We start from the raw sequence: 18,225 nt of genomic DNA, 5'->3' as shown, positions 1-18,225 counted from the left end.
CGGGCAACCCTTTCATATGGACAATGCGACCAGCCAGGACGGCACGGAATGGGGCGAGCACAGCACGCCCATGTATGACATGGCCGAAGTCGAGGGCCTCAGCCGGGTCGGGGTTGTTGACGTCGGATCGAACTCCGTCCGTCTGGTCATCTTCGACGGCGCGGCCCGGAGCCCGGCCTATTTCTATAACGAGAAGGTCATGGCCGGTCTTGGCGCGGGCCTTGGCGAGACCGGCCATCTGAGCCCAGAGGGCAAGCTGCGCGCCATCTCGGCGATCCGCCGCTTTGCCGCGCTGGCCGACCGGCTGGGCATCTCGCCGCTGACCACCGTGGCCACCGCCGCCATGCGCGACGCCAGCGACGGCCCGGCTTTCGCCGAAGAGATCGAGCGGGAGACCGGCGTCAAGCTGATGGTGGTGGACGGCGCGGAAGAGGCGCGGCTTTCGGCGCAGGGGGTGCTGCTGGGCTGGCCCGGAAGCTATGGGCTGGTCTGCGACATCGGCGGGTCCTCGATGGAACTGGCGGTGCTGGCCGATGGCGAGGTGGGCCGGCGCATGACCTCGGCGCTGGGGCCGCTGAAGCTCAAGGGCCTGCCGGGCGGGCGCAAGGGGCTCGAGGCCCATGTGAAGGGCGTCGTCCAGTCGCTGTTCGAAGAGATGGGAGAGCCCGCCGGCCAGCGGCTGTTCCTTGTCGGCGGCTCGTGGCGGGCGATCGCCCGGGTCGACATGGAGCGCAAGGGCTATCCGCTGCACGTCCTGCACGAATACCGCATGAAGCCCGGCGACATCGGCAAGACCGCAGAGTTCATCCGCAAGGCCGACCTGCAGGAATTGCGGGCCCAATGCCGCATCTCCGACGCACGGATGAGCCTTGTGCCGCTGGCTTCGGTGGTGCTGACCGAGGTGATCCGCAGGTTCAAGCCGAAGGACGTCACGATCTCGTCCTACGGCATCCGCGAGGGCATGCTCTACGAGCAGATGTCGCCGGAGCTGCGGGCCCGCGATCCGCTGATCGAATCGGCCCGGTTCGCCGAATCCAAGGATGCGCGCCTGCCCGGGTTCGGCCGGGTGCTCTACGATTTCATCCTGCCGCTCTTTCCCCGGGCGGACTGGCAGAAGAAACGGATCATCCGGGCGGCCTGCCTGCTGCATGACGTCAGCTGGCGGGCGCATCCCGATTACCGGGCCGAGGTGACCTTCGACAACGCGACGCGGGCCAACCTCGGCGGGCTGAAGCATGCGGAACGGATCTATCTCGGGCTCGCCCTGCTGCACCGCTATACCTCCAAGCGCGAGGGAACGGTCTATGAGCCGCTGATCCAGATGCTGCCCCCCGAGGACCAGAAGGAGGCCGAGGTGCTCGGCCGGGCCATGCGCTTTGGCGCGATGCTGTGGATCCAGGGCGACGAGCCCCCCGGCAAGCTGGAATGGCAGCCGAAGAAGAAGGTGCTGTCGCTGCACCTGGCCGAGGCCGCGCGGCCGCTGTTCGGCGAAGTCTCGGAGGCGCGGCTCAAGGGGCTGTCGACCGCGCTGGGCGGCACCTACCAGGTCAAGATCGGCAAGGGCGGGCGCCCGTCGTGAGGACCGGGGCCCGCCACGCGCAGGGGCGGATTGGCCGCGCCACCCCGGACGTCGCGCCGGGATGCGCCCGGACCGGGGGCGGAACGTGACAGACGTCCAGGTGATTGCGCCGGTGGCGATCCGCGTCCTTCTGACCGAGCTGGTGGAGGGGATCGGGCGCGAGACCGGCCTTGATGTAGGCCTGACCTTCGACCTCAACCCGGCCGTGGCCCGCAGGATCACCGCCGGAGAGGCCTTCGACCTTGCGATCACCAATCCCTGGCACGTGGCCGAGCTTGTGGCCGCCGGCCTCGCCCGTGCCGACAGCGAGACGGCCTTCTGGACCATACCGCTCGCCATCGCCGCCCGCGAGATGCGCGAGGCGGCGGCGCCGGAGGACATTCTTCGGCAGGCCACCTCGGTCGCCTATACCGCCGAAGGCACCAGCGGGCAGACATTCCTGCGGGTGGCCGAGAAGCTGGGGGTCCTGAATGCGATCCGCCCCAGGCTGATGCCGATGGGCGCCGGAGAGCCGGTGCGCGCCGTCGCGGCTGGCGAGGCGGAGATCGCGATCGCCCCGCTCACCACGATCCTGGCCGCGCCGGGCGTCGTGGGCCTGGCGGAGTTCGACCGGAGCCTGGGGGCGAGCATCGACCTGTCCATGGTGCTGTGCGGTGACGCGCCCGCCCTCGGGGCGGAGGCACTGCTGGCCGCACTGGCGGACCCGGCGCTGGACGCAGCCCTCGCCGCCGGTGGCATGGCGCGCGGGCCGCGTTAGAGGTCGACCGAGTCTCCGGGCGCGGGCTCCTCCGGCGCGGGGGCCTCATATGGCGGCGCGTCGGGCTTGCGCCGCAGGATGATGTCGCCGTTGTCGAGGATTTCCGGCGCCTCATAGTAGCGGATCTCGTCGATCATCCGCATCACTTCCATGATCGCCGGCCCGGCCTCGGAGGCCAGCGCCTCGATCGCGGTGCGCATTTCGTCGGGCAGGTCTTCGAGATCCTCCAGCGCGGGGCCGAGCTCCTCCATCAGCCCGCGCAGGATCAGGCGACCGCCCTCCTCCATCAGGCTGAAGCCGTCATCCTCCTCCTGGGCGGTGACGGGCGCGGGAACATTGACCGCAAGCGCGGCGATGAGGGCGAGGGGTATGACAGCAGGTTTCATACCTTGGAACATAGGCACTCCTTCGCCCGATCCCAAGTCAGATGTCGATGTCGAGCGACACCGGGAAGTGATCCGAGGCCGTCAGCAGCGCCCGGCGCAATCGGTCGTCGGCAAAGCAATCGGGGTCCTCGAACGGATGCCAGATCAGCCAGCGCGGTGCGCGCTCCAGCAGATCGGCCGAGACCATCACGTAATCCAGCAGCGCGCTGAGGTAGCGCCCCTCGGGCGGAATGCGGAACCGGGCCGAGGTCGGGCGGGCGCCCAGACGCTGGGTCAGCGCCGCGCGGGCGTGCGGGTCATGGAGCCGGGCGCCGTCCCCCTCGCCCATCACGATCTCGATCCCCGAGCGGCCGAAGAGCTTTTCGTATTCGTCGAGCCCGGGGCCGTCGTTGAAATCCCCCAGCACGATCAGGCTGTCACCGGCCTCCAGATGGGTCTCGATCCGGTGGCGCAGCCAGATGCATTGCGCCAGCTGCTTGCGCCGGTTGGCGATGGAGACGGCCATGACCTCATGCGCGGTGCGCGCACCGTGCGGCGCCTTGGATTTCGCGTGGACCCCGATCATCCGCAGGGTGATGCCCGCGGCGGTGGTCACCGCCAGTTCCAGCGGCGGCTTGGACCAATGTATGGTTTCGGGGGCCCGGTCGATATCGAGGTCGAAGCGAAAGCCCTGGTCGAAGCGCGGCGCCCAGGCGTCCCCCGAGATGGCGCCCTTGGGATCGTGCCGGACCGTCATCGCGTCGGGATCGTAGAGCAGCGCGATCTCTTGCTGGGTCTGGTTCACGAATCCCAACAGCGCCGCGCGCGTGCGCAGGCCGAACCGTGCCGCGAAGGACAGCAGGGCGGCCACGCCATCGCGGCGGGCGTGGCTGTCGGGCGCCTCGATGACCATCACCGCGTCCGCGTCCATCGCCGAAAAGACCTCCGCCAGCGCGGCGGCCTGCTGGCCGCGAGTCACGTCGCGGCGGCCGGACCAGCCGCCCGCGGGCAGGAAATCGCCCCGGTCGTCGAACAGATGCGTGAACCATTCGACGTTGTAGGTGGCGATCCTCATCGGGCGCGGGCCTCGCTGATCTCCTCCCAGGCGCGGTTGACGGCGATCAGCCGCTTCTCGGCGAGCTTCACCGCCTCCTCGGGCACGCCGCGGGCGATCATCACGTCAGGGTGGCTGGAGCGGACGAGCTTGCGCCAGGCCTGCCGTACCTCGGCCAGGCTCGCGTCGGGCGCGACGGCCAGGATGTCATAGGGGTCGCGTTCGGCATCGGGCACGAATTGCGCCCGCAGCCGGGCGAACCGGGTCCGGTCGAAGCCGAAGATCTCGGCCACGCGGTACAGGAAGGCATCCTCGTTCGGATGATAGGTCCCGTCGGCAAGGGCGATGTGAAACAGCCCCTCCATCAGGTCGCAGAGGGTCTCGCGCCGATCCTCGAACATGGCGGCGATCCGGGTCGCGTATTCCTCGAAGCCGGCCACGTCGGTCCGCGCCATGTTGAACAGCCGGGCCGCGTTCTTTTCCTGGTCGGGCGGGATGTGGAACACCTCGCGGAAGGCGGTCACCTCGTCGCGGGTCACGAGGCCATCCGCCTTGGCCATCTTCGCCCCAAGCGCGATCACCGCGATGGCGAAGGCCGCGCGGCGCTCTGGCGGGCTGCGCAGGGTGTCGAAAACGGTCGACAGCCCCTCGCCGGCGCGAAGGGCCGAGAGCGCGTCGGCGATGCGGGACCAGATGGACATGGGGGGAGCTTAACGGTCCTGCGGCCGGTTGTCAGAGACGTTTTTGCATGAGCACCAGGTCGAGCCAGCGATCGAACTTGCGGCCCACCTCGTTGAGCCGCACGGCGTCGGTGTAGCCCAGACGCTCGTGAAAGGCGATGCCCGCGGCGTTCTCGGCGCTGATCGCGGCCCAGATCGTATGGATGCCCGCCGCCGCGGCGTGGGCCTCGACCTCGGCCATCAAGGCGCGGCCGGTGCCCCGGCGGGCGGTGTCGGGGCGCAGGTAGACCGTGTGCTCGGCCGTGTGGCGATAGCCGTCGGCCCCGCGAAACGGGCCCCAATGGGCAAAGCCGGAGATGTTGCCCGCCTGATCCGCCACGAAGATCGGACGGCTTTCCAGAAGCATTGCGATGTCCGCCTCTGTCTTCTCGATCGAGGCGAAGGTGTTCGTGGAGACCCGGATGTAATGGTTCCAGATCTCGGCGATGGCGAGGGCATCGGCGGGGGTGGCGGTGCGGATCATGGCAGCGCCCTCGGGCCATTGGGTGTGTCGAGCTCGGCCGAGAGCGCGGGGGCGCCGTTCTCGAACGCGACGCGCGGATCGGCCAGGGCGAGGCTCTCTGCGAGTTCCTCCGCACGGGGGTGGCGGATCGTGAGCCGGCGGAGGCGGCAGCCGCTGTCGGGCAGGCGGCTGGCCGGATGGCGGGTGCCCGGCGCCCATTCGAGCAACGTGGGGAAGGCTCCGCCCGCGGGCAGACTGCCATCTTCGGGCACGGCGATGCGCCAGGAAAGGTCGCCCCGCGTCAGCGCCACGGGCCGGCCCGCCGGAACCGGTGCCGCGGCAAGGGCGGCCACCAGGTCGGGGACCGCGCAGAGCCAGTTGACCAGCCGCGGCGGGCCGGAAAAGCTGTCCAGCGCGAACCAGCGCGGCTCCTCGGGGTGTGCCTCGGGGTCCGGCGCGATGACCTCGAGGTAAAGCTCGCCCAGCCCCAGCAGGCGGTTGTGCGTACCGTAGCGGGCGTGCCGGCCGCCGGACCGCAGCGCCACGCCCAGGGCCTGCTCGACGGCGGCGACGCCGGCCCGGAGGTCGTCCGCCCCAATGGCAATGTGATCGAGCTGCACGCGGCGCCCCCTCGTTTCGTCAAGACCGGTTTCGTCGAACCTGCGCGAAGGTTCTCCGCCCGGGGACCGGATGCAAGGGGGCGCCGGCCGGGGGCGCCCGACGGTCCGCCGGTGGGGCCGTCGCGCCACGATCGGACCCCCGGGGCGCTGCCCCGGACCCCGGAGTTTTCGGCCAAGATGAAGATCAGGACCGGGCGGCGCGGATCAGGTGCAGGATATCCTTGGCCGCAGCCGGAATGTTCGTGCCGGGGCCGAAGATGGCCTTGACGCCCGCCTTGTAGAGAAAGTCGTAGTCCTGGTGCGGGATCACGCCGCCACAGATGACGAGGATGTCCTCGGCGCCCTGGTCCTTGAGGGCCTGGACCAGCTTGGGGGCGAGGGTCTTGTGGCCCGCGGCCTGCGACGAGATGCCGATGACATGGACGTCGTTGTCGATCGCGTCCTGGGCGGCCTCTTCGGGGGTCTGGAACAGCGGGCCCACGTCCACGTCGAAGCCGATGTCGGCAAAGGCCGTGGCAATCACCTTGGCACCGCGGTCATGCCCGTCCTGGCCCATCTTCACCACGAGCATCCGGGGCCGGCGGCCCTCGTCCTCGGCGAAATCCTCGACCGACTTCTGGATCTCGGCGAAGCCCGCGTCGCCCTCGTAGGCGGCGCCGTAGACCCCGGCGAGGGTTTTGACCTCGGCGCGGTGCCGACCGAAGATCTTTTCCATGGCCATGCTGATTTCTCCGACGGTGGCACGGTGGCGGGCGGCCTCGACGGCGGCTTCCAGAAGATTGCCGCCCTCGGCGGCGCGGCGGGTGAGTTCGGCCAGCGCCGAGTCGCAGGCGGGCTGGTCTCGCGAGGCGCGGATCCTGGCGAGGGCGGCGACCTGCCCCTCGCGCACCTTGTCGTTGTCGATCGACATGATGTCGATCGGGTCTTCCTTGTCCTTGCGGTATTTGTTGACCCCGACGATGACGTCGTTGCCGCGATCGATGTCGGCCTGGCGGCGCGCCGCGCTTTCCTCGATCCGGAGCTTGGGCATGCCGGAGGCGACCGCCTTGGTCATGCCGCCCATCTCCTCGACCTCCTCGATCAATTGCCAGGCGGCCTCGGCGAGATCGTGGGTCAGGGTCTCTACGTAGTAGCTGCCGGCCAGCGGGTCGACCACCTTGGTGACGCCGGTTTCCTCCTGCAGGATCAACTGGGTGTTGCGGGCGATGCGGGCGGAGAAATCCGTCGGCAGGGCGATGGCCTCGTCCAGCGCGTTGGTATGCAGCGACTGCGTGCCGCCGAGCACGGCCGACATCGCCTCGTACGCCGTGCGGACGACGTTGTTGTAGGGGTCCTGTTCCTGCAGGCTGACGCCGGAGGTCTGGCAATGGGTGCGCAGCATCGACGAGCGCTGATCCTTGGGCGCGAACTCGGACATGATGCGGTGCCAGAGCAGTCGCGCGGCGCGCAGCTTGGCGGCCTCCATGAAGAAGTTCATGCCGATGGCGAAGAAGAACGACAGGCGCGGCGCGAACCGGTCCACATCCATGCCGCGGGCGATGGCGGTCCGGACGTATTCGCGCCCGTCGGCAAGGGTGAAGGCCAGCTCTTGCACCAGGTTCGCACCGGCCTCCTGCATGTGGTAGCCGGAGATCGAAATGGAGTTGAACCGCGGCATCTCGTTCGAGGTGTATTCGATGATGTCCGCCACGATCCGCATCGAGGGTTCGGGCGGGTAGACATAGGTGTTGCGGACCATGAACTCCTTGAGGATGTCGTTCTGGATGGTGCCGGAGAGCAGCTTGCGGTCGTGGCCCTGCTCCTCCCCCGTCACGATGAAACTGGCCAGGATCGGGATCACCGCGCCGTTCATCGTCATCGAGACCGAGACCTTGTCGAGCGGGATGCCGTCGAACAGGATCTTCATGTCCTCGACGCTGTCGATGGCCACGCCGGCCTTGCCGACGTCGCCCTCCACCCTGGGGTGATCGCTGTCATAGCCACGGTGGGTGGCCAGGTCGAAGGCGACCGAGACGCCCTGCTGGCCTGCATCCAGTGCGCGGCGATAGAAGGCATTCGATTCCTCGGCCGTCGAAAAGCCGGCGTATTGGCGGATCGTCCAGGGGCGCCCGGCGTACATCGTGGCCTTCACCCCGCGGGTGAAGGGCGCGGCGCCGGGGATGCCTCCCATGTGCGGCAGCTCGGCCGTGTCGGCGGCGGTGTAGAGGGGCTTGACCGGAATGCCCTCGAGCGTCTCCCAGGTCAGCTCGTCGGGGTCACGGCCCTTGCGCTCGGCGCGGGCAATCTCGGCCCATTCAGCGTGCGGATTGTGCTGTTCCAAGGATGCGTCCTCCTGTCTGTGCGGGTGCGGGCCCGGGCCCGTCTTGCGCGTCGTTCCTGTCAGTCATGGCCCCGGTTCGCTCGGTGGTCCCGGTGCGGGCCGGGGTCGGTGCAGGGGGCGTTGGCCGGGCGCCCCGGGTCGGGGGCGCACCAGCGTTCGCCAGAGATGGCTTGCGCGACCCCGGTCGTGCGGCGCACCGCGACCGGGAGCGGTGCGCCCGGGCCTCGGCGCAGCCGGCGGGGCGCTCGACCGAATGGGCAGGGACGCGCTTTGAACGGCCGGAATCGGTGGAGCGTCGCCCTTTGACCCCGGGCGCGGGCCTGCAGACCTGGCCGGTCGGGTGAGGCGGCACGGCACGCACGGGACGCTTGTTTCTAAATTTGTCGTGCTTTGGACAGGTTGGCCCTGTGTCTCGGGGCCCGGCCGCCCTATATCTACAGACATGATCAGACTGACCCTTGCCGCCCTGATGTGCCTGACGACCCTGCCCGCCCTCGCGCAGGAGACCGCGTCGTCGGCGATTGTCGCCTCAGATGCCGATCCCGATGCCGACCTGAGCACGGTCGAGCGCTGGCTTGCCGCCCCCGATACCGTTTTCGACGGCGATGAGGTCCTGCTGGAGGATTTCCACTGGATCGCGCGGGCGGTCGTCGTCTTTGCCGACAGTCCGTTCGATCCGAATTTCCAACGACAGATGGCCCTGATCGAGGCGGGCATCGGCGATCTCGTGGACCGGGATATGCTGGTGGTGGCGGATTCGGACCCCGAGCGATCCAGTCCGATCCGGCAGCGGCTCCGGCCGCGCGGGTTCATGCTGGCTCTGGTGGGCAAGGATGGCGAGATCAAGCTGCGCAAGCTGCTGCCCTGGGATGTTCGTGAAATCACCCGGTCGATCGACAAGATGCCGCTGCGCCTGCAAGAGGTCGAGGACCGCCGCAGGGTCGATTGAGCGCCGCCCAGACCCGGGCCCCAGAATATTCGCGAATATTCTGGCACGGCCCGGGCGCGGGCGGACCGCGCCGGGATCAGACGTTTCCGCGCATGTAGACGGCCACCTCGCGCACCGGATCGACCAAGACCAGCACATCCGTGTTCGGATCGTAGATCGTGAACGCGTCCGGGCTCATCAGCACTGCATAGGTGCCGTTGGCGATGCGCATGGTCATGCAGTCCCGCGGTCCCGTAGCCGAAGACAACAGCCCAAGCCCGTGGGGCAGATCCATCGACATGATCGCCTGGGACAGGTCGTTGGGCGAGCCGTTCTCCAGCCGGATCGCCACTGCGTGTCCCTGCCGGACATGCCACAGGGCGCGTTCCGCGTCGGCCACCAGGTAGAGCGTGCTGCGCAGGTCCGGCCGCGTCAGCCGATAGACCCCGACGCTGCAATAGCGGGTCGCGTTGAAGTAGATCTCTTCGCCCGGATAGAGCCAGCCCGTGACCCGCGCCCGCGCCTGATCCGCCGAGTCCAGCGCACAGGCCGACAGGGAGAGGCACAGCAGGAACAGGATCGATACGCGCGACATGACACCTCGCAAGGCCCCCGCCCCGCCCCCGGGACAGGGCTACTTCTCCCACGACCCTCGCACAGAAGGCTTTCGGGATCGTTAAGGTGCCCATGGCCGGCATGACCTCACTCGAACTCCATGATCACATCGTCCACCGCCAGGCTGTCGCCGGCGACCGCGTTGACCCGCGCCACGACCCCGCGGCGCTCGGCCCGCAGGATGTTCTCCATCTTCATCGCCTCGACCGTGCAGAGCGTCTGCCCTTCCTGCACTTCCTGCCCCGCTTCCACGTCGATCTTCACGATCAGCCCCGGCATCGGGCAGAGCAGCAGGCGCGACGTGTCCGCCGGCACCTTTTCGGGCATCAGCGCGGCAAGCTCGGCCTGGCGCGGCGTGCGCACATGCACCTTGAGGTCCGCCCCCCGCGACCGGATCCGGAACCCGCCCGAGATCTTGCCGACCTTCAGGACCAGCGGTGCGCCATCCACCTGCAGCCGCGCCAGAGGTTGGCCCGGGGTCCAGTCGCTCTCGACCCGCAGCTCGCCGCCGTCCGCGAAAACCACGGTCGCCCCCCCCTTGTCAGCCGAAATCGACAGGCGGAAGGACTCTCCCTGCAGGTTGACCACCCAATCCGCGCCCACGTGACGCTCGTGATTGCCAAGCCGGCCCGAAACACGGGTCCGGCGGATCTCGGACACCCGGTGCATCGCCGCCGCCACGGCCGCCAGCCGGCGGAGGTCCTCGGCGGGCAGGGTCACGCCCTCGAAGCCGTCGGGATATTCCTCGGCGATGAACGCCGTGGTGATGTCGCCCGAGACGAACTTCGGGTGATCCATGACCGCCGACAGGAACGGCAGGTTGTGCCCGATGCCCTCGACCTCGAACCCGTCCAGCGCCCGCCGCATCTCGTCGATGGCCGCGGCGCGGGTCGGCGCCCAGGTGCAGAGCTTGGCGATCATCGGGTCGTAGAACATCGAGATCTCGCCGCCCTCGAAGACACCTGTGTCGTTGCGCACGGCCCGGGTCGCATCGGCCTCTTCGGCCGGGGGGCGATAGCGCGACAGCCGCCCGATCGAGGGCAGGAACCCCCGATAGGGATCCTCGGCATAAAGCCGCGATTCCATCGCCCAGCCGTTCAGCTTGATGTCGTCCTGCGTGATCGACAGCGGCTCGCCGTTGGCCACGCGGATCATCTGCTCGACCAGGTCGATGCCGGTGATCAGCTCGGTCACCGGATGTTCCACCTGCAGCCGCGTGTTCATCTCGAGGAAATAGAAGTTCCGCGCACCATCGACGATGAATTCCACCGTCCCGGCGCTGGCATAGCCGACCGCCTTGGCCAGGGTGCAGGCCTGCTCTCCCATCGCCTTGCGGGTCTCGGCGTCGAGGAACGGCGAGGGCGCCTCCTCGATGACCTTCTGGTTGCGCCGCTGGATCGAGCATTCCCGCTCGCCAAGATACACCGCGTTGCCGTGGGTGTCGCAGAGCACCTGGATCTCGATATGCCGGGGCTGGGTCACGAATTTCTCGATGAAGATCCGGTCGTCGCCGAAACTGTTGGCCGCCTCGTTCTTCGACGACTGGAACCCCTCGCGGACCTCGTCCTCTTTCCAGGCGATCCGCATCCCCTTGCCGCCGCCCCCCGCGCTGGCCTTGATCATCACCGGATAGCCGATCTCTCCCGATATCCGGATCGCCTCGTCGGCATCGGCGATCAGGCCCATGTAGCCGGGCACGGTCGAGACCCCGGCCTCCTGCGCGATCTTCTTCGAGGTGATCTTGTCGCCCATCGCCTCGATCGCCTTCACCGGTGGTCCGACGAAGGCCACGCCCTCGACCTGCAGCGCCTTGGCGAACTTGGGGTTCTCCGACAGAAAGCCATAGCCGGGATGCACCGCCTGCGCCCCGGTCTCGCGGATCGCCGCCATCACCTTGTCGATGACGATGTAGGACTGGTTCGCCGGGGGCGGGCCGATCCGGACCGCCTCGTCGGCCATCCGCACATGCAGCGCGTTGCGATCGGCGTCGGAATAGATCGCCACCGTGGCGATCCCCATCTTCCGCGCCGTCTTGATGACACGGCAGGCGATTTCGCCGCGGTTGGCGATCAGCAGTTTGGTGAACATTCTCTTCCCTCGTCGTGACGCGAAAAAGCCGTCGGAGGTTGCCCCCCGACGGCTCGTATTGGTCCGGGCCCCGAAGGCCCCGTCAGTGTGGCGCTGCGATCAGCAGGCGCCGACGTCGTCGCACAGGGCGCCGGCAGCGCCACCGGCAAGCGCCGCGCCCGCCGCATCGCGGTTGTCGCCACCGGTAAGCAGCGTGAGGCCGCCGGCCGCGGCGGCGCCGATCGCCGCGCGGTCCGCGTCAGTGGTGGTTTCGGTGCAGGCCGAAAGGCCGAGACCGGCAACGGCGAGAACGAGAACGGCCGGCTTGATGTAGGATTGCATGGTTTCCCTCCTGTGGATGCATTCTGCGAGATCCAAGGTGCCTGCCTGCATGGCAAGCTGCAAGCCTTGAAAAGGGGGCGGGACGGCCCGCTTTGGGAAGTGCGGGACCGTCCCGCAGGGGAAGGGATAGGGTTTGGACATTCTGCCGGCGAAGTCTTGCTGGAAACGCCGCCGACAATGCCAACTCTGCATGATCCGGCGCCCCCGGGAACGATTATTTCGCGCAGCGCGCCGGGCTTGGCCAATAACTGCCCAAGCGGCGCGAAGCTCGGCAAGGAAATGCCGACAAACGAAGGGGTCAAGTCGTTCACGGCGTCCATCCCGGCTCGAAGACCTGCGGAAAGCTCGCCTGCGCCCGCCGCATGTCGATCCGCAGCAGCGAATCATAATCCGCCGGGTCGAACGGGTCCTCGGCGGGCACCACTTCGCGCCCGAAAAGCCAGCTCAGCCGGCCGGCGTCGAGGTTGCCGCGCACGAAGGGCTCTTCGCCGAAATGCTCCTTCAACGCCCACATGAACCCCTCGTCGGCCCGCCGGTCGGCCGGGCGCCGGTCGGCAAAGCGTTCGCGGGCGATCAGCTTTGTCGGCCCCTCCTTGGCGGCGCGGCGGATGGTGAACTGGAAATCCGTGCCCGGCAGCCGGCCGGGAAACCCGCGGTGCTTTTCCATCAGAACCCCTCCCATGTGCAGCCGTCCTCGCCGAGGCTGAAGACCTCGAAGAATTGCGTCGCCTCCGGGTCGCTGACCCCGAAATCCACCTGGCGGTCGGACATCGAGATCACGACCTCCTCCGCCCCCCAGCCGTTCTCGCGCAGGGCCGGCACGATGACCTCATCGCAGAGCCAGGGAAAATCCGCCTGGACATCCGAATAGCTCGGCCCCGCATCCGCATCGAGCGTGATGCCGGGCGCAAGGAACAGGAACCGCGCGACGCCTGTCTCGGGCTCCAGCACCACGTCGTATAGCGTCAGCGACTGGCCCGTGGGGGTGGCCAGATCCGCCGCCATGGCCGCGGCCGCCGGCGTGAGGGCAAGGCCGAGGGACAGGAAAAGGGACCGGACAGGGCGGCGCAGGGTCATTCGGGCCTCCGCGCAATGCAATCGATCTCGACCAGCGCCCCGACGGCCAGGGCCGTCACCCCGACGGTGGTCCGCGCCGGGCGCCGGTCGGCCGGGAAATAGCTCTGGTAGGTGTCGTTGAACGCCGCATAGTCGCGCTCGAACGCGGTGAGGTAACAGCGGCACTGCACCACGTGGCCAAGATCGAGGCCCAACCCGCAGAGCACGATCCGCAGGTTCTCCATCACTGCCCGGGTCTGGGCCACGATGCCCTCGGGCAAAGGCGCATCGGGGGCCCGCGCGTCGGTCGGCATCTGGCCGGTCAGGATCACCCAGCCATCGGCCTCCACCGCGTGGCTGAACGGTGCGACCGGGCGCGGCCCGCCGGCCACCATGTGAAACAGCGGCCCGCCCGCGCCGCTCATGAGTGCCGCTCCGGCGCGGCCCGGGGCTCCCCGCGCCCCGCGTGGGCCACCCAGCGAGCGCGGTTGCCCCGATCGGCCAGCACCGCGGCGATCCGCGCCGATGCATCCGGCGGCACCCGGCCGGACACCTGTCCGCCAGCCACCACCCTCAGTTCGCCCCCCAGCCGCTGCACGTGAACCACCGGCGAAAACCCTCGCACCCGCCGCAGCGCCCGCCAGACATCCTGCCGGACCTGATGCGCCACCCGGCCGGGCCGGGCCGCGGGCAGAACCGTCTCGGCCAGCACGTCCAGCCGCCCGCGCCCCGTGCGCGACAGGGCCACACCGCCCTCGATCTCCGTCATATGCCAGTCGCGCCGCGCCATGATCTTCTTCTGGTTCCAAATATCCTCGGGGGGAGTCGGCCCCGGCCGACGGGGGGCAGACGCCCCCCTCCCCCGCTCGCCTCACAGCGGAATGTTGTCGTGTTTCTTCCAGGGGTTGGTCAACGTCTTGCCGCGCAGCGCCGCGAACGCCCGACACACCCGCCGCCGGGTCGAGCGCGGCTGGATCACCTCGTCGATGAACCCCTTCTCGGCCGCCACGAACGGGTTGGCGAAGCGGTCCTCGTATTCCGCCGTCCGCGCGGCGATCTTCTCGGGATTGCCCAGTTCCGAGCGGTAGAGGATCTCGGTCGCCCCCTTCGCCCCCATCACCGCGATCTCGGCGGTGGGCCAGGCATAGTTGAAATCCCCGCGCAGGTGTTTGGAGGACATCACGTCATAGGCCCCGCCATAGGCCTTGCGGGTGATCACCGTCACCTTCGGCACCGTCGCCTCGCCATAGGCGAAGAGCAGCTTCGCGCCGTGCTTGATGACGCCGCCCAGCTCCTGCCCGGTCCCGGGCAGGAACCCCGGCACGTCGACAAAGGTCAGGATCGGGATCTCGAACGCGTCGCAGAACCGCACGAAACGCGCCGCCTTGCGCGAGCTGTCGATGTCGAGGCAGCCAGCCAGCACCATCGGCTGGTTCGCCACCACGCCCACGCTCTGCCCTTCCAGCCGGATGAAGCCGGTGATGACGTTCTTGGCGAAATCCTCCTGGATCTCGTAGAAATCGCCCTCGTCGGCCACCTTGGTGATCAGCTCCTTCATGTCGTAGGGCGCGTTCGAATTGTCCGGGATCAACGTATCGAGGCTGCTGTCCACCCGGTCCACATCGTCGAAGAACGGCCGCACAGGCGGCTTTTCGCGGTTCGACAGCGGCAGGAAGTCGACCAGCCGCCGGACCTCGGCCATCGCCTCGACATCGTTCTCGAAGGCGCCGTCGGCCACTGAGGACTTGCGGGTATGGGTCAGTGCGCCGCCCAGCTCCTCGGCGGTCACATGCTCGTTGGTGACCGTCTTCACCACGTCCGGCCCGGTCACGAACATGTAGGAGCTGTCGCGCACCATGAAGATGAAATCCGTCATCGCCGGCGAATAGACCGCGCCGCCCGCGCAGGGGCCCATGATGACGCTGATCTGCGGCACCACGCCGCTGGCCATCACGTTGCGCTGGAACACCTCGGCATAGCCTGCGAGCGAGGCAACCCCCTCCTGGATCCGCGCGCCGCCCGAATCGTTCAGCCCGATCACCGGGGCGCCGTTCTGCATCGCCATATCCATGATCTTGCAGATCTTCTTGGCATGGGTTTCCGACAGCGACCCGCCGAAGACCGTGAAATCCTGGGAATAGAGATAGACCATCCGGCCGTTGATCGTCCCCCAGCCGGTGACCACGCCGTCCCCGGCCGGACGGCTGTCCTGCATCCCGAAATCGGTGCAGCGATGGGCCACGAACATGTCGAACTCCTCGAACGACCCCTCGTCCAGCAAAAGGTCGATCCGTTCGCGGGCGGTCAGCTTGCCCTTGGCATGCTGCGCGGCGATCCGTTTCTCGCCCCCGCCGATGCGCGCCTCGGCCCGGCGGTGTTCCAGTTCCTGCAGGATGTCTTGCATGGCGTCCTCCCCGGTGCACTTGGCCGGACCCTAGGACATCGCCGGCACGGTTTGAAGCGGGAAGGCGCATATTTGCAAACCCTATGGTTTGCCCTCTCGGATAATTGCAAACTTGCCAAGTCTCTCGCGCACAGACCACGGTGCGCCACAGCCCATGGACCTGCGGGGCGGGATCGCTAGATAGGGATCCATGACAACAGCCCCGATGGTCCGCTTTCTCGACCGGACGACTCCGCCCCATGTGCTGACGCTGATCCTCATCGCGGGGATCTCGGCGCTGAACATGTCGATCTTCCTGCCCTCGCTCAGCGGGATGGCCGATTACTTCGCCGTGGATTACGCGGTGATGCAGCTTGCGGTGTCGGGGTATCTCGCCACGACCGCCGCGCTGCAGATCGTGATCGGCCCGGTCTCCGACCGCTTCGGCCGTCGCCCGGTGATGATCGGCTCGCTCATCATCTTCATCCTGGCCACGATCGGCGCGGTCCTCGCCCCGACCGCGGGGGTCTTTCTGGCGTTCCGGATGGTCCAGGGCGCGATCGTCACCGGCATCGCGCTCAGCCGCGCCATCGTCCGCGACATGGTCCCGCAAGAGCAGGCCGCCTCGATGCTGGGCTACGTCACCATGGGGATGGCCCTGGTGCCGATGTTCGGCCCGATGATCGGAGGTTTCCTGGATCAGCTCTTCGACTGGCACGCCACGTTCATATTCCTCGCGCTTTGCGGCGCGGGGGTTCTGGCGCTCGTGATTTCGGATCAGGGAGAGACCGTCGCCGGAAACGGCGTGGGCTTCGCCGAGCAGGTCCGCACCTACCCCGAGTTGCTGCGCTCGCCGCGGTTCTGGGGCTACACCCTGTGCCTGGCCTTCTCGGCCGGGGCGTTCTTCGCCTTTCTGGGCGGCGCGTCGTTCGTGGCCGGGGACATCTTCGGCCTGTCGCCGCTGATGACCGGTATGGCACTCGGGGCACCGGCCATCGGCTATGCGATTGGCAACGGGCTGTCGGGCCGCTACTCGGTCCGGGCCGGCGTCAACAGGATGGTCCTGATCGGCGCGGTGCTGTCCGGTGCCGGTCTCGCGGTATCGCTGGTGCTGACACTGAACGGAATGACCAACGCGGTCATCTTCTTCGGCCTGTGCTCTTTCCTCGGCCTCGGCAACGGCATGACCATGCCCAATGCCACGGCCGGTCTGCTGTCCGTCCGGCCGCACCTGGCCGGCACCGCCAGCGGCCTCGGCGGGGCCTTCATGATCGGCGGCGGGGCGGTGCTCTCTGCGGCGACGGGCACGCTTCTCAACGTCGAGACCGGGGCCTGGCCGCTGTTGGCGATCATGCTCAGCTCGACCCTGATGTCCGGCCTGGCGATCCTCTTCGTCATCTGGCGGGCCCGTCAGATCGGCGTCACCGATACCTGAGATCCCGCGAACCTCGGGCCTTGAGCCATCGCTTTGCACCCGCTAAGCCGACCGGGCAAAGCTGCAAAGGCGCGAGATGGCGGTCCAGAAACTCTATGCGGGAACCAAGCTGCGTGAATTGCGCGGCCGGGTCGGGGTGACGCAGAAGGTCTTCGCCCGGAAACTGGGCGTATCGCTGCCCTATCTGAACCAGATGGAGAACAACAACCGCCCCGTCTCGACGGCGGTGGTCCTCGCGCTGGCGCAGGAATTCGGCTTCGACGTGACCGAGCTGACCTCGGGGGACGAAGCCCGCCTAGTGTCGGACATGCGCGAGGCCCTGGCCGATTCAGTGTTTTCCGGCCCTGCCCCGCCGCTGACGGACCTGCGGCTTGCGGCCTCCAACGCGCCGACCCTGCTGCGGGCCTTTCTGGACCTGCACAAGGCCTATCGCCAATCCCACGAACGCCTCGCCTCGCTGGACGCGGCGCTGGGGCGCGAGGAAGGCCGGCTGCAGCCCTCGCCCTGGGAAGAGGTGCGCGACTTCTTTCACTATTGCGACAATTACCTGGATGCCGTTGACCGCGCGGCCGAGCATCTGGCCCAGCGCGCCGCCGCCGCGGGCCGGACACCGGCAGAGGCCGCGGCCGCGCTGCTGGAGGATCGGGGCATCCGCGTGACCATGGCCGACAGCGGGCCGGTCCGCAGCTTCGACCCCGCCAGCCGGACCCTGACCCTCTCGCACCGCGCCCCCGTCGCGAGCCGCAATTTCCAGGTGCTGCTGCAGGTCGCGCTGACCATGCAGACTGACCTGATAGAGGCGACGCTGGATCTCGCCCGGTTCCAGACCTCCGAGAGCCGAGCCATCGCGCGGGTGGGGCTGGCGAATTATTTCGCGGGCGCCGCCCTCCTGCCCTACACGCGCTTTCTAGAGGCGGCACGGGACATGCGCCACGACATCGAGCGTCTGGCCGACCATTTCGGCGCCAGCTTCGAGCAGGTGGCCCATCGGCTGTCCACCCTCCAGCGGCCCGGCGCCAAGGGGCTGCCGGTGTTCTTCGTCCGCGTGGACCAGGCCGGCACGATCACCAAGCGGCACTCGGCGACATCGCTGCAATTCGCCCGGTTCGGCGGCGCCTGCCCACTGTGGAACGTGCACCGCGCCTTCGAGACGCCGGGCCAGTGGCTGCGCCAGCTGGCCGAGACGCCGGACGGGGCGCGGTATCTCTGCCTCGCGCGCGAGATCACCAAGCCGGGCGGCGCCTGGGGCGCACCGGTGCAGCGCTATGCGATCGGGCTGGGGTGCGAGGTGCGCCACGCCGGTGACCTGGTCTATGCCGACGATCTGGACACGGACCGCGCCGCAGCGTTCGAGCCCATCGGCATCTCCTGCCGGATCTGCGAGCGCAAGACCTGCCACCAGCGGTCGGTGCCGCCGCTGGAAAGGCGGCTGTCGGTGGATCCCGACCGGCGGGACATACTGCCCTACCGGGTTGAGTGAGACCCATTGCCCCTGCCGGACGGCTAAGAGATAAGAGGCCAT

At 68.3% G+C, this 18,225-nt stretch carries 19 protein-coding genes; 5 read left to right on the top strand and 14 right to left on the bottom strand.

Annotated features, from left to right (window positions below; genetic code table 11):
- Window positions 1-16: 16 nt before the first annotated feature.
- Together ROA7023_RS09825 and ROA7023_RS09820 are read left to right on the top strand one after the other, a co-directional pair.
- On the top strand, window positions 17-1,579 hold the full coding sequence (locus ROA7023_RS09825; RefSeq protein WP_085878840.1) for a Ppx/GppA family phosphatase: 1,563 nt from the start codon (window positions 17-19) through the stop codon (window positions 1,577-1,579).
- Between the two features lie 85 nt (window positions 1,580-1,664).
- Window positions 1,665-2,336, top strand: coding sequence for a substrate-binding domain-containing protein (locus ROA7023_RS09820; RefSeq protein ID WP_159458475.1), 672 nt, complete (start codon window positions 1,665-1,667; stop codon window positions 2,334-2,336).
- Here the strand turns inward: ROA7023_RS09820 and ROA7023_RS09815 are convergent.
- From ROA7023_RS09815 to scpA, 6 genes are all read right to left on the bottom strand, one after another.
- On the bottom strand, window positions 2,333-2,734 hold the full coding sequence (locus ROA7023_RS09815) for a hypothetical protein (protein ID WP_234992124.1): 402 nt from the start codon (window positions 2,732-2,734) through the stop codon (window positions 2,333-2,335). The two genes, ROA7023_RS09820 and ROA7023_RS09815, sit on opposite strands and share 4 nt — an antisense overlap.
- A gap of 25 nt (window positions 2,735-2,759) precedes the next feature.
- Window positions 2,760-3,776, bottom strand: coding sequence for an endonuclease/exonuclease/phosphatase family protein (locus ROA7023_RS09810; protein WP_085878837.1), 1,017 nt, complete (start codon window positions 3,774-3,776; stop codon window positions 2,760-2,762).
- The gene (locus tag ROA7023_RS09805) at window positions 3,773-4,456 is read right to left on the bottom strand and encodes a molecular chaperone DjiA (protein WP_085878836.1); all 684 of its coding nucleotides are present in this window, start codon (window positions 4,454-4,456) and stop codon (window positions 3,773-3,775) included. The genes ROA7023_RS09810 and ROA7023_RS09805 overlap by 4 nt, the downstream gene beginning before the upstream one ends.
- Before the next feature lie 31 nt (window positions 4,457-4,487).
- Complete coding sequence (locus ROA7023_RS09800; RefSeq protein ID WP_085878835.1) at window positions 4,488-4,958, bottom strand: GNAT family N-acetyltransferase; 471 nt, start codon at window positions 4,956-4,958, stop codon at window positions 4,488-4,490.
- Window positions 4,955-5,557, bottom strand: a complete 603-nt coding sequence (locus tag ROA7023_RS09795; protein WP_085878834.1) for a VOC family protein — start codon at window positions 5,555-5,557, stop codon at window positions 4,955-4,957. The genes ROA7023_RS09800 and ROA7023_RS09795 overlap by 4 nt, the downstream gene beginning before the upstream one ends.
- Window positions 5,558-5,741: 184 nt before the next feature.
- Window positions 5,742-7,877 (bottom strand): methylmalonyl-CoA mutase, encoded by a 2,136-nt coding sequence (gene scpA, locus ROA7023_RS09790; protein ID WP_085878833.1) that lies wholly within the window; start codon window positions 7,875-7,877, stop codon window positions 5,742-5,744.
- A 442-nt stretch (window positions 7,878-8,319) separates the two neighbouring features.
- Between scpA and ROA7023_RS09785 the strand changes: the two genes are divergently transcribed.
- Entirely contained in the window at window positions 8,320-8,826 is a 507-nt protein-coding gene (locus ROA7023_RS09785) for a DUF4174 domain-containing protein (protein ID WP_085878832.1), read from the top strand.
- Window positions 8,827-8,902: 76 nt separating this feature from the next.
- On the opposite strand, the gene ROA7023_RS09780 is transcribed toward ROA7023_RS09785, so the two are convergent.
- The 8 genes from ROA7023_RS09780 to ROA7023_RS09745 form a co-directional block, all read right to left on the bottom strand.
- A complete protein-coding gene (locus ROA7023_RS09780; protein WP_085878831.1) occupies window positions 8,903-9,400 on the bottom strand; it encodes a hypothetical protein in 498 nt (165 codons plus the stop codon).
- A gap of 107 nt (window positions 9,401-9,507) precedes the next feature.
- On the bottom strand, window positions 9,508-11,508 hold the full coding sequence (locus ROA7023_RS09775) for an acetyl-CoA carboxylase biotin carboxylase subunit (protein WP_085878830.1): 2,001 nt from the start codon (window positions 11,506-11,508) through the stop codon (window positions 9,508-9,510).
- 99 nt (window positions 11,509-11,607) lie between these two features.
- Entirely contained in the window at window positions 11,608-11,829 is a 222-nt protein-coding gene (locus ROA7023_RS09770; protein WP_085878829.1) for a hypothetical protein, read from the bottom strand.
- A gap of 307 nt (window positions 11,830-12,136) precedes the next feature.
- Window positions 12,137-12,496, bottom strand: coding sequence for a hypothetical protein (locus tag ROA7023_RS09765; protein ID WP_143535509.1), 360 nt, complete (start codon window positions 12,494-12,496; stop codon window positions 12,137-12,139).
- Window positions 12,496-12,906: a DUF6497 family protein gene (locus ROA7023_RS09760; protein WP_085878828.1), complete on the bottom strand. Its 411-nt coding sequence runs from the start codon at window positions 12,904-12,906 to the stop codon at window positions 12,496-12,498. Before ROA7023_RS09760 ends, ROA7023_RS09765 begins: the two co-directional genes overlap by 1 nt.
- The gene (locus tag ROA7023_RS09755) at window positions 12,903-13,310 is read right to left on the bottom strand and encodes a RidA family protein (RefSeq protein ID WP_234992123.1); all 408 of its coding nucleotides are present in this window, start codon (window positions 13,308-13,310) and stop codon (window positions 12,903-12,905) included. The genes ROA7023_RS09760 and ROA7023_RS09755 overlap by 4 nt, the downstream gene beginning before the upstream one ends.
- Window positions 13,307-13,675, bottom strand: a complete 369-nt coding sequence (locus ROA7023_RS09750; protein WP_085878827.1) for a hypothetical protein — start codon at window positions 13,673-13,675, stop codon at window positions 13,307-13,309. The genes ROA7023_RS09755 and ROA7023_RS09750 overlap by 4 nt, the downstream gene beginning before the upstream one ends.
- A gap of 81 nt (window positions 13,676-13,756) precedes the next feature.
- Window positions 13,757-15,289 (bottom strand): acyl-CoA carboxylase subunit beta, encoded by a 1,533-nt coding sequence (locus tag ROA7023_RS09745; protein WP_085878826.1) that lies wholly within the window; start codon window positions 15,287-15,289, stop codon window positions 13,757-13,759.
- 190 nt (window positions 15,290-15,479) lie between these two features.
- On the opposite strand from ROA7023_RS09745, the gene ROA7023_RS09740 reads away from it, so the two are divergent.
- Both ROA7023_RS09740 and ROA7023_RS09735 read left to right on the top strand, forming a co-directional pair.
- A complete protein-coding gene (locus tag ROA7023_RS09740) occupies window positions 15,480-16,703 on the top strand; it encodes a multidrug effflux MFS transporter (protein ID WP_085878825.1) in 1,224 nt (407 codons plus the stop codon).
- A 76-nt stretch (window positions 16,704-16,779) separates the two neighbouring features.
- On the top strand, window positions 16,780-18,183 hold the full coding sequence (locus ROA7023_RS09735; protein WP_085878824.1) for a helix-turn-helix domain-containing protein: 1,404 nt from the start codon (window positions 16,780-16,782) through the stop codon (window positions 18,181-18,183).
- The last annotated feature ends 42 nt before the right edge of the window (window positions 18,184-18,225 follow it).

It is taken from the genome of Roseisalinus antarcticus (assembly GCF_900172355.1).
Lineage (GTDB): Bacteria > Pseudomonadota > Alphaproteobacteria > Rhodobacterales > Rhodobacteraceae > Oceanicola > Oceanicola antarcticus_A.
The sequence above is the reverse complement of the archived record's forward strand: the minus strand, read 5'-3'. Positions and strand labels throughout refer to the sequence as shown.

What these genes read in the sequence shown, in the direction of transcription:
- ROA7023_RS09810 (WP_085878837.1), bottom strand. Translation starts at nt 3,776, where the DNA reads ATGAGGATCGCCACCTACAACGTCGAATGGTTCACGCATCTGTTCGAC.
- ROA7023_RS09755 (WP_234992123.1), bottom strand. Translation starts at nt 13,310, where the DNA reads ATGAGCGGCGCGGGCGGGCCGCTGTTTCACATGGTGGCCGGCGGGCCG.
- ROA7023_RS09760 (WP_085878828.1), bottom strand. Translation starts at nt 12,906, where the DNA reads ATGACCCTGCGCCGCCCTGTCCGGTCCCTTTTCCTGTCCCTCGGCCTT.
- ROA7023_RS09765 (WP_143535509.1), bottom strand. Translation starts at nt 12,496, where the DNA reads ATGGAAAAGCACCGCGGGTTTCCCGGCCGGCTGCCGGGCACGGATTTC.
- ROA7023_RS09740 (WP_085878825.1), top strand. Translation starts at nt 15,480, where the DNA reads ATGACAACAGCCCCGATGGTCCGCTTTCTCGACCGGACGACTCCGCCC.
- ROA7023_RS09745 (WP_085878826.1), bottom strand. Translation starts at nt 15,289, where the DNA reads ATGCAAGACATCCTGCAGGAACTGGAACACCGCCGGGCCGAGGCGCGC.
- ROA7023_RS09800 (WP_085878835.1), bottom strand. Translation starts at nt 4,958, where the DNA reads ATGATCCGCACCGCCACCCCCGCCGATGCCCTCGCCATCGCCGAGATC.
- ROA7023_RS09775 (WP_085878830.1), bottom strand. Translation starts at nt 11,508, where the DNA reads ATGTTCACCAAACTGCTGATCGCCAACCGCGGCGAAATCGCCTGCCGT.
- ROA7023_RS09805 (WP_085878836.1), bottom strand. Translation starts at nt 4,456, where the DNA reads ATGTCCATCTGGTCCCGCATCGCCGACGCGCTCTCGGCCCTTCGCGCC.
- ROA7023_RS09815 (WP_234992124.1), bottom strand. Translation starts at nt 2,734, where the DNA reads ATGTTCCAAGGTATGAAACCTGCTGTCATACCCCTCGCCCTCATCGCC.
- ROA7023_RS09825 (WP_085878840.1), top strand. Translation starts at nt 17, where the DNA reads ATGGACAATGCGACCAGCCAGGACGGCACGGAATGGGGCGAGCACAGC.
- ROA7023_RS09735 (WP_085878824.1), top strand. Translation starts at nt 16,780, where the DNA reads ATGGCGGTCCAGAAACTCTATGCGGGAACCAAGCTGCGTGAATTGCGC.
- ROA7023_RS09750 (WP_085878827.1), bottom strand. Translation starts at nt 13,675, where the DNA reads ATGGCGCGGCGCGACTGGCATATGACGGAGATCGAGGGCGGTGTGGCC.
- ROA7023_RS09785 (WP_085878832.1), top strand. Translation starts at nt 8,320, where the DNA reads ATGATCAGACTGACCCTTGCCGCCCTGATGTGCCTGACGACCCTGCCC.
- ROA7023_RS09780 (WP_085878831.1), bottom strand. Translation starts at nt 9,400, where the DNA reads ATGTCGCGCGTATCGATCCTGTTCCTGCTGTGCCTCTCCCTGTCGGCC.
- ROA7023_RS09770 (WP_085878829.1), bottom strand. Translation starts at nt 11,829, where the DNA reads ATGCAATCCTACATCAAGCCGGCCGTTCTCGTTCTCGCCGTTGCCGGT.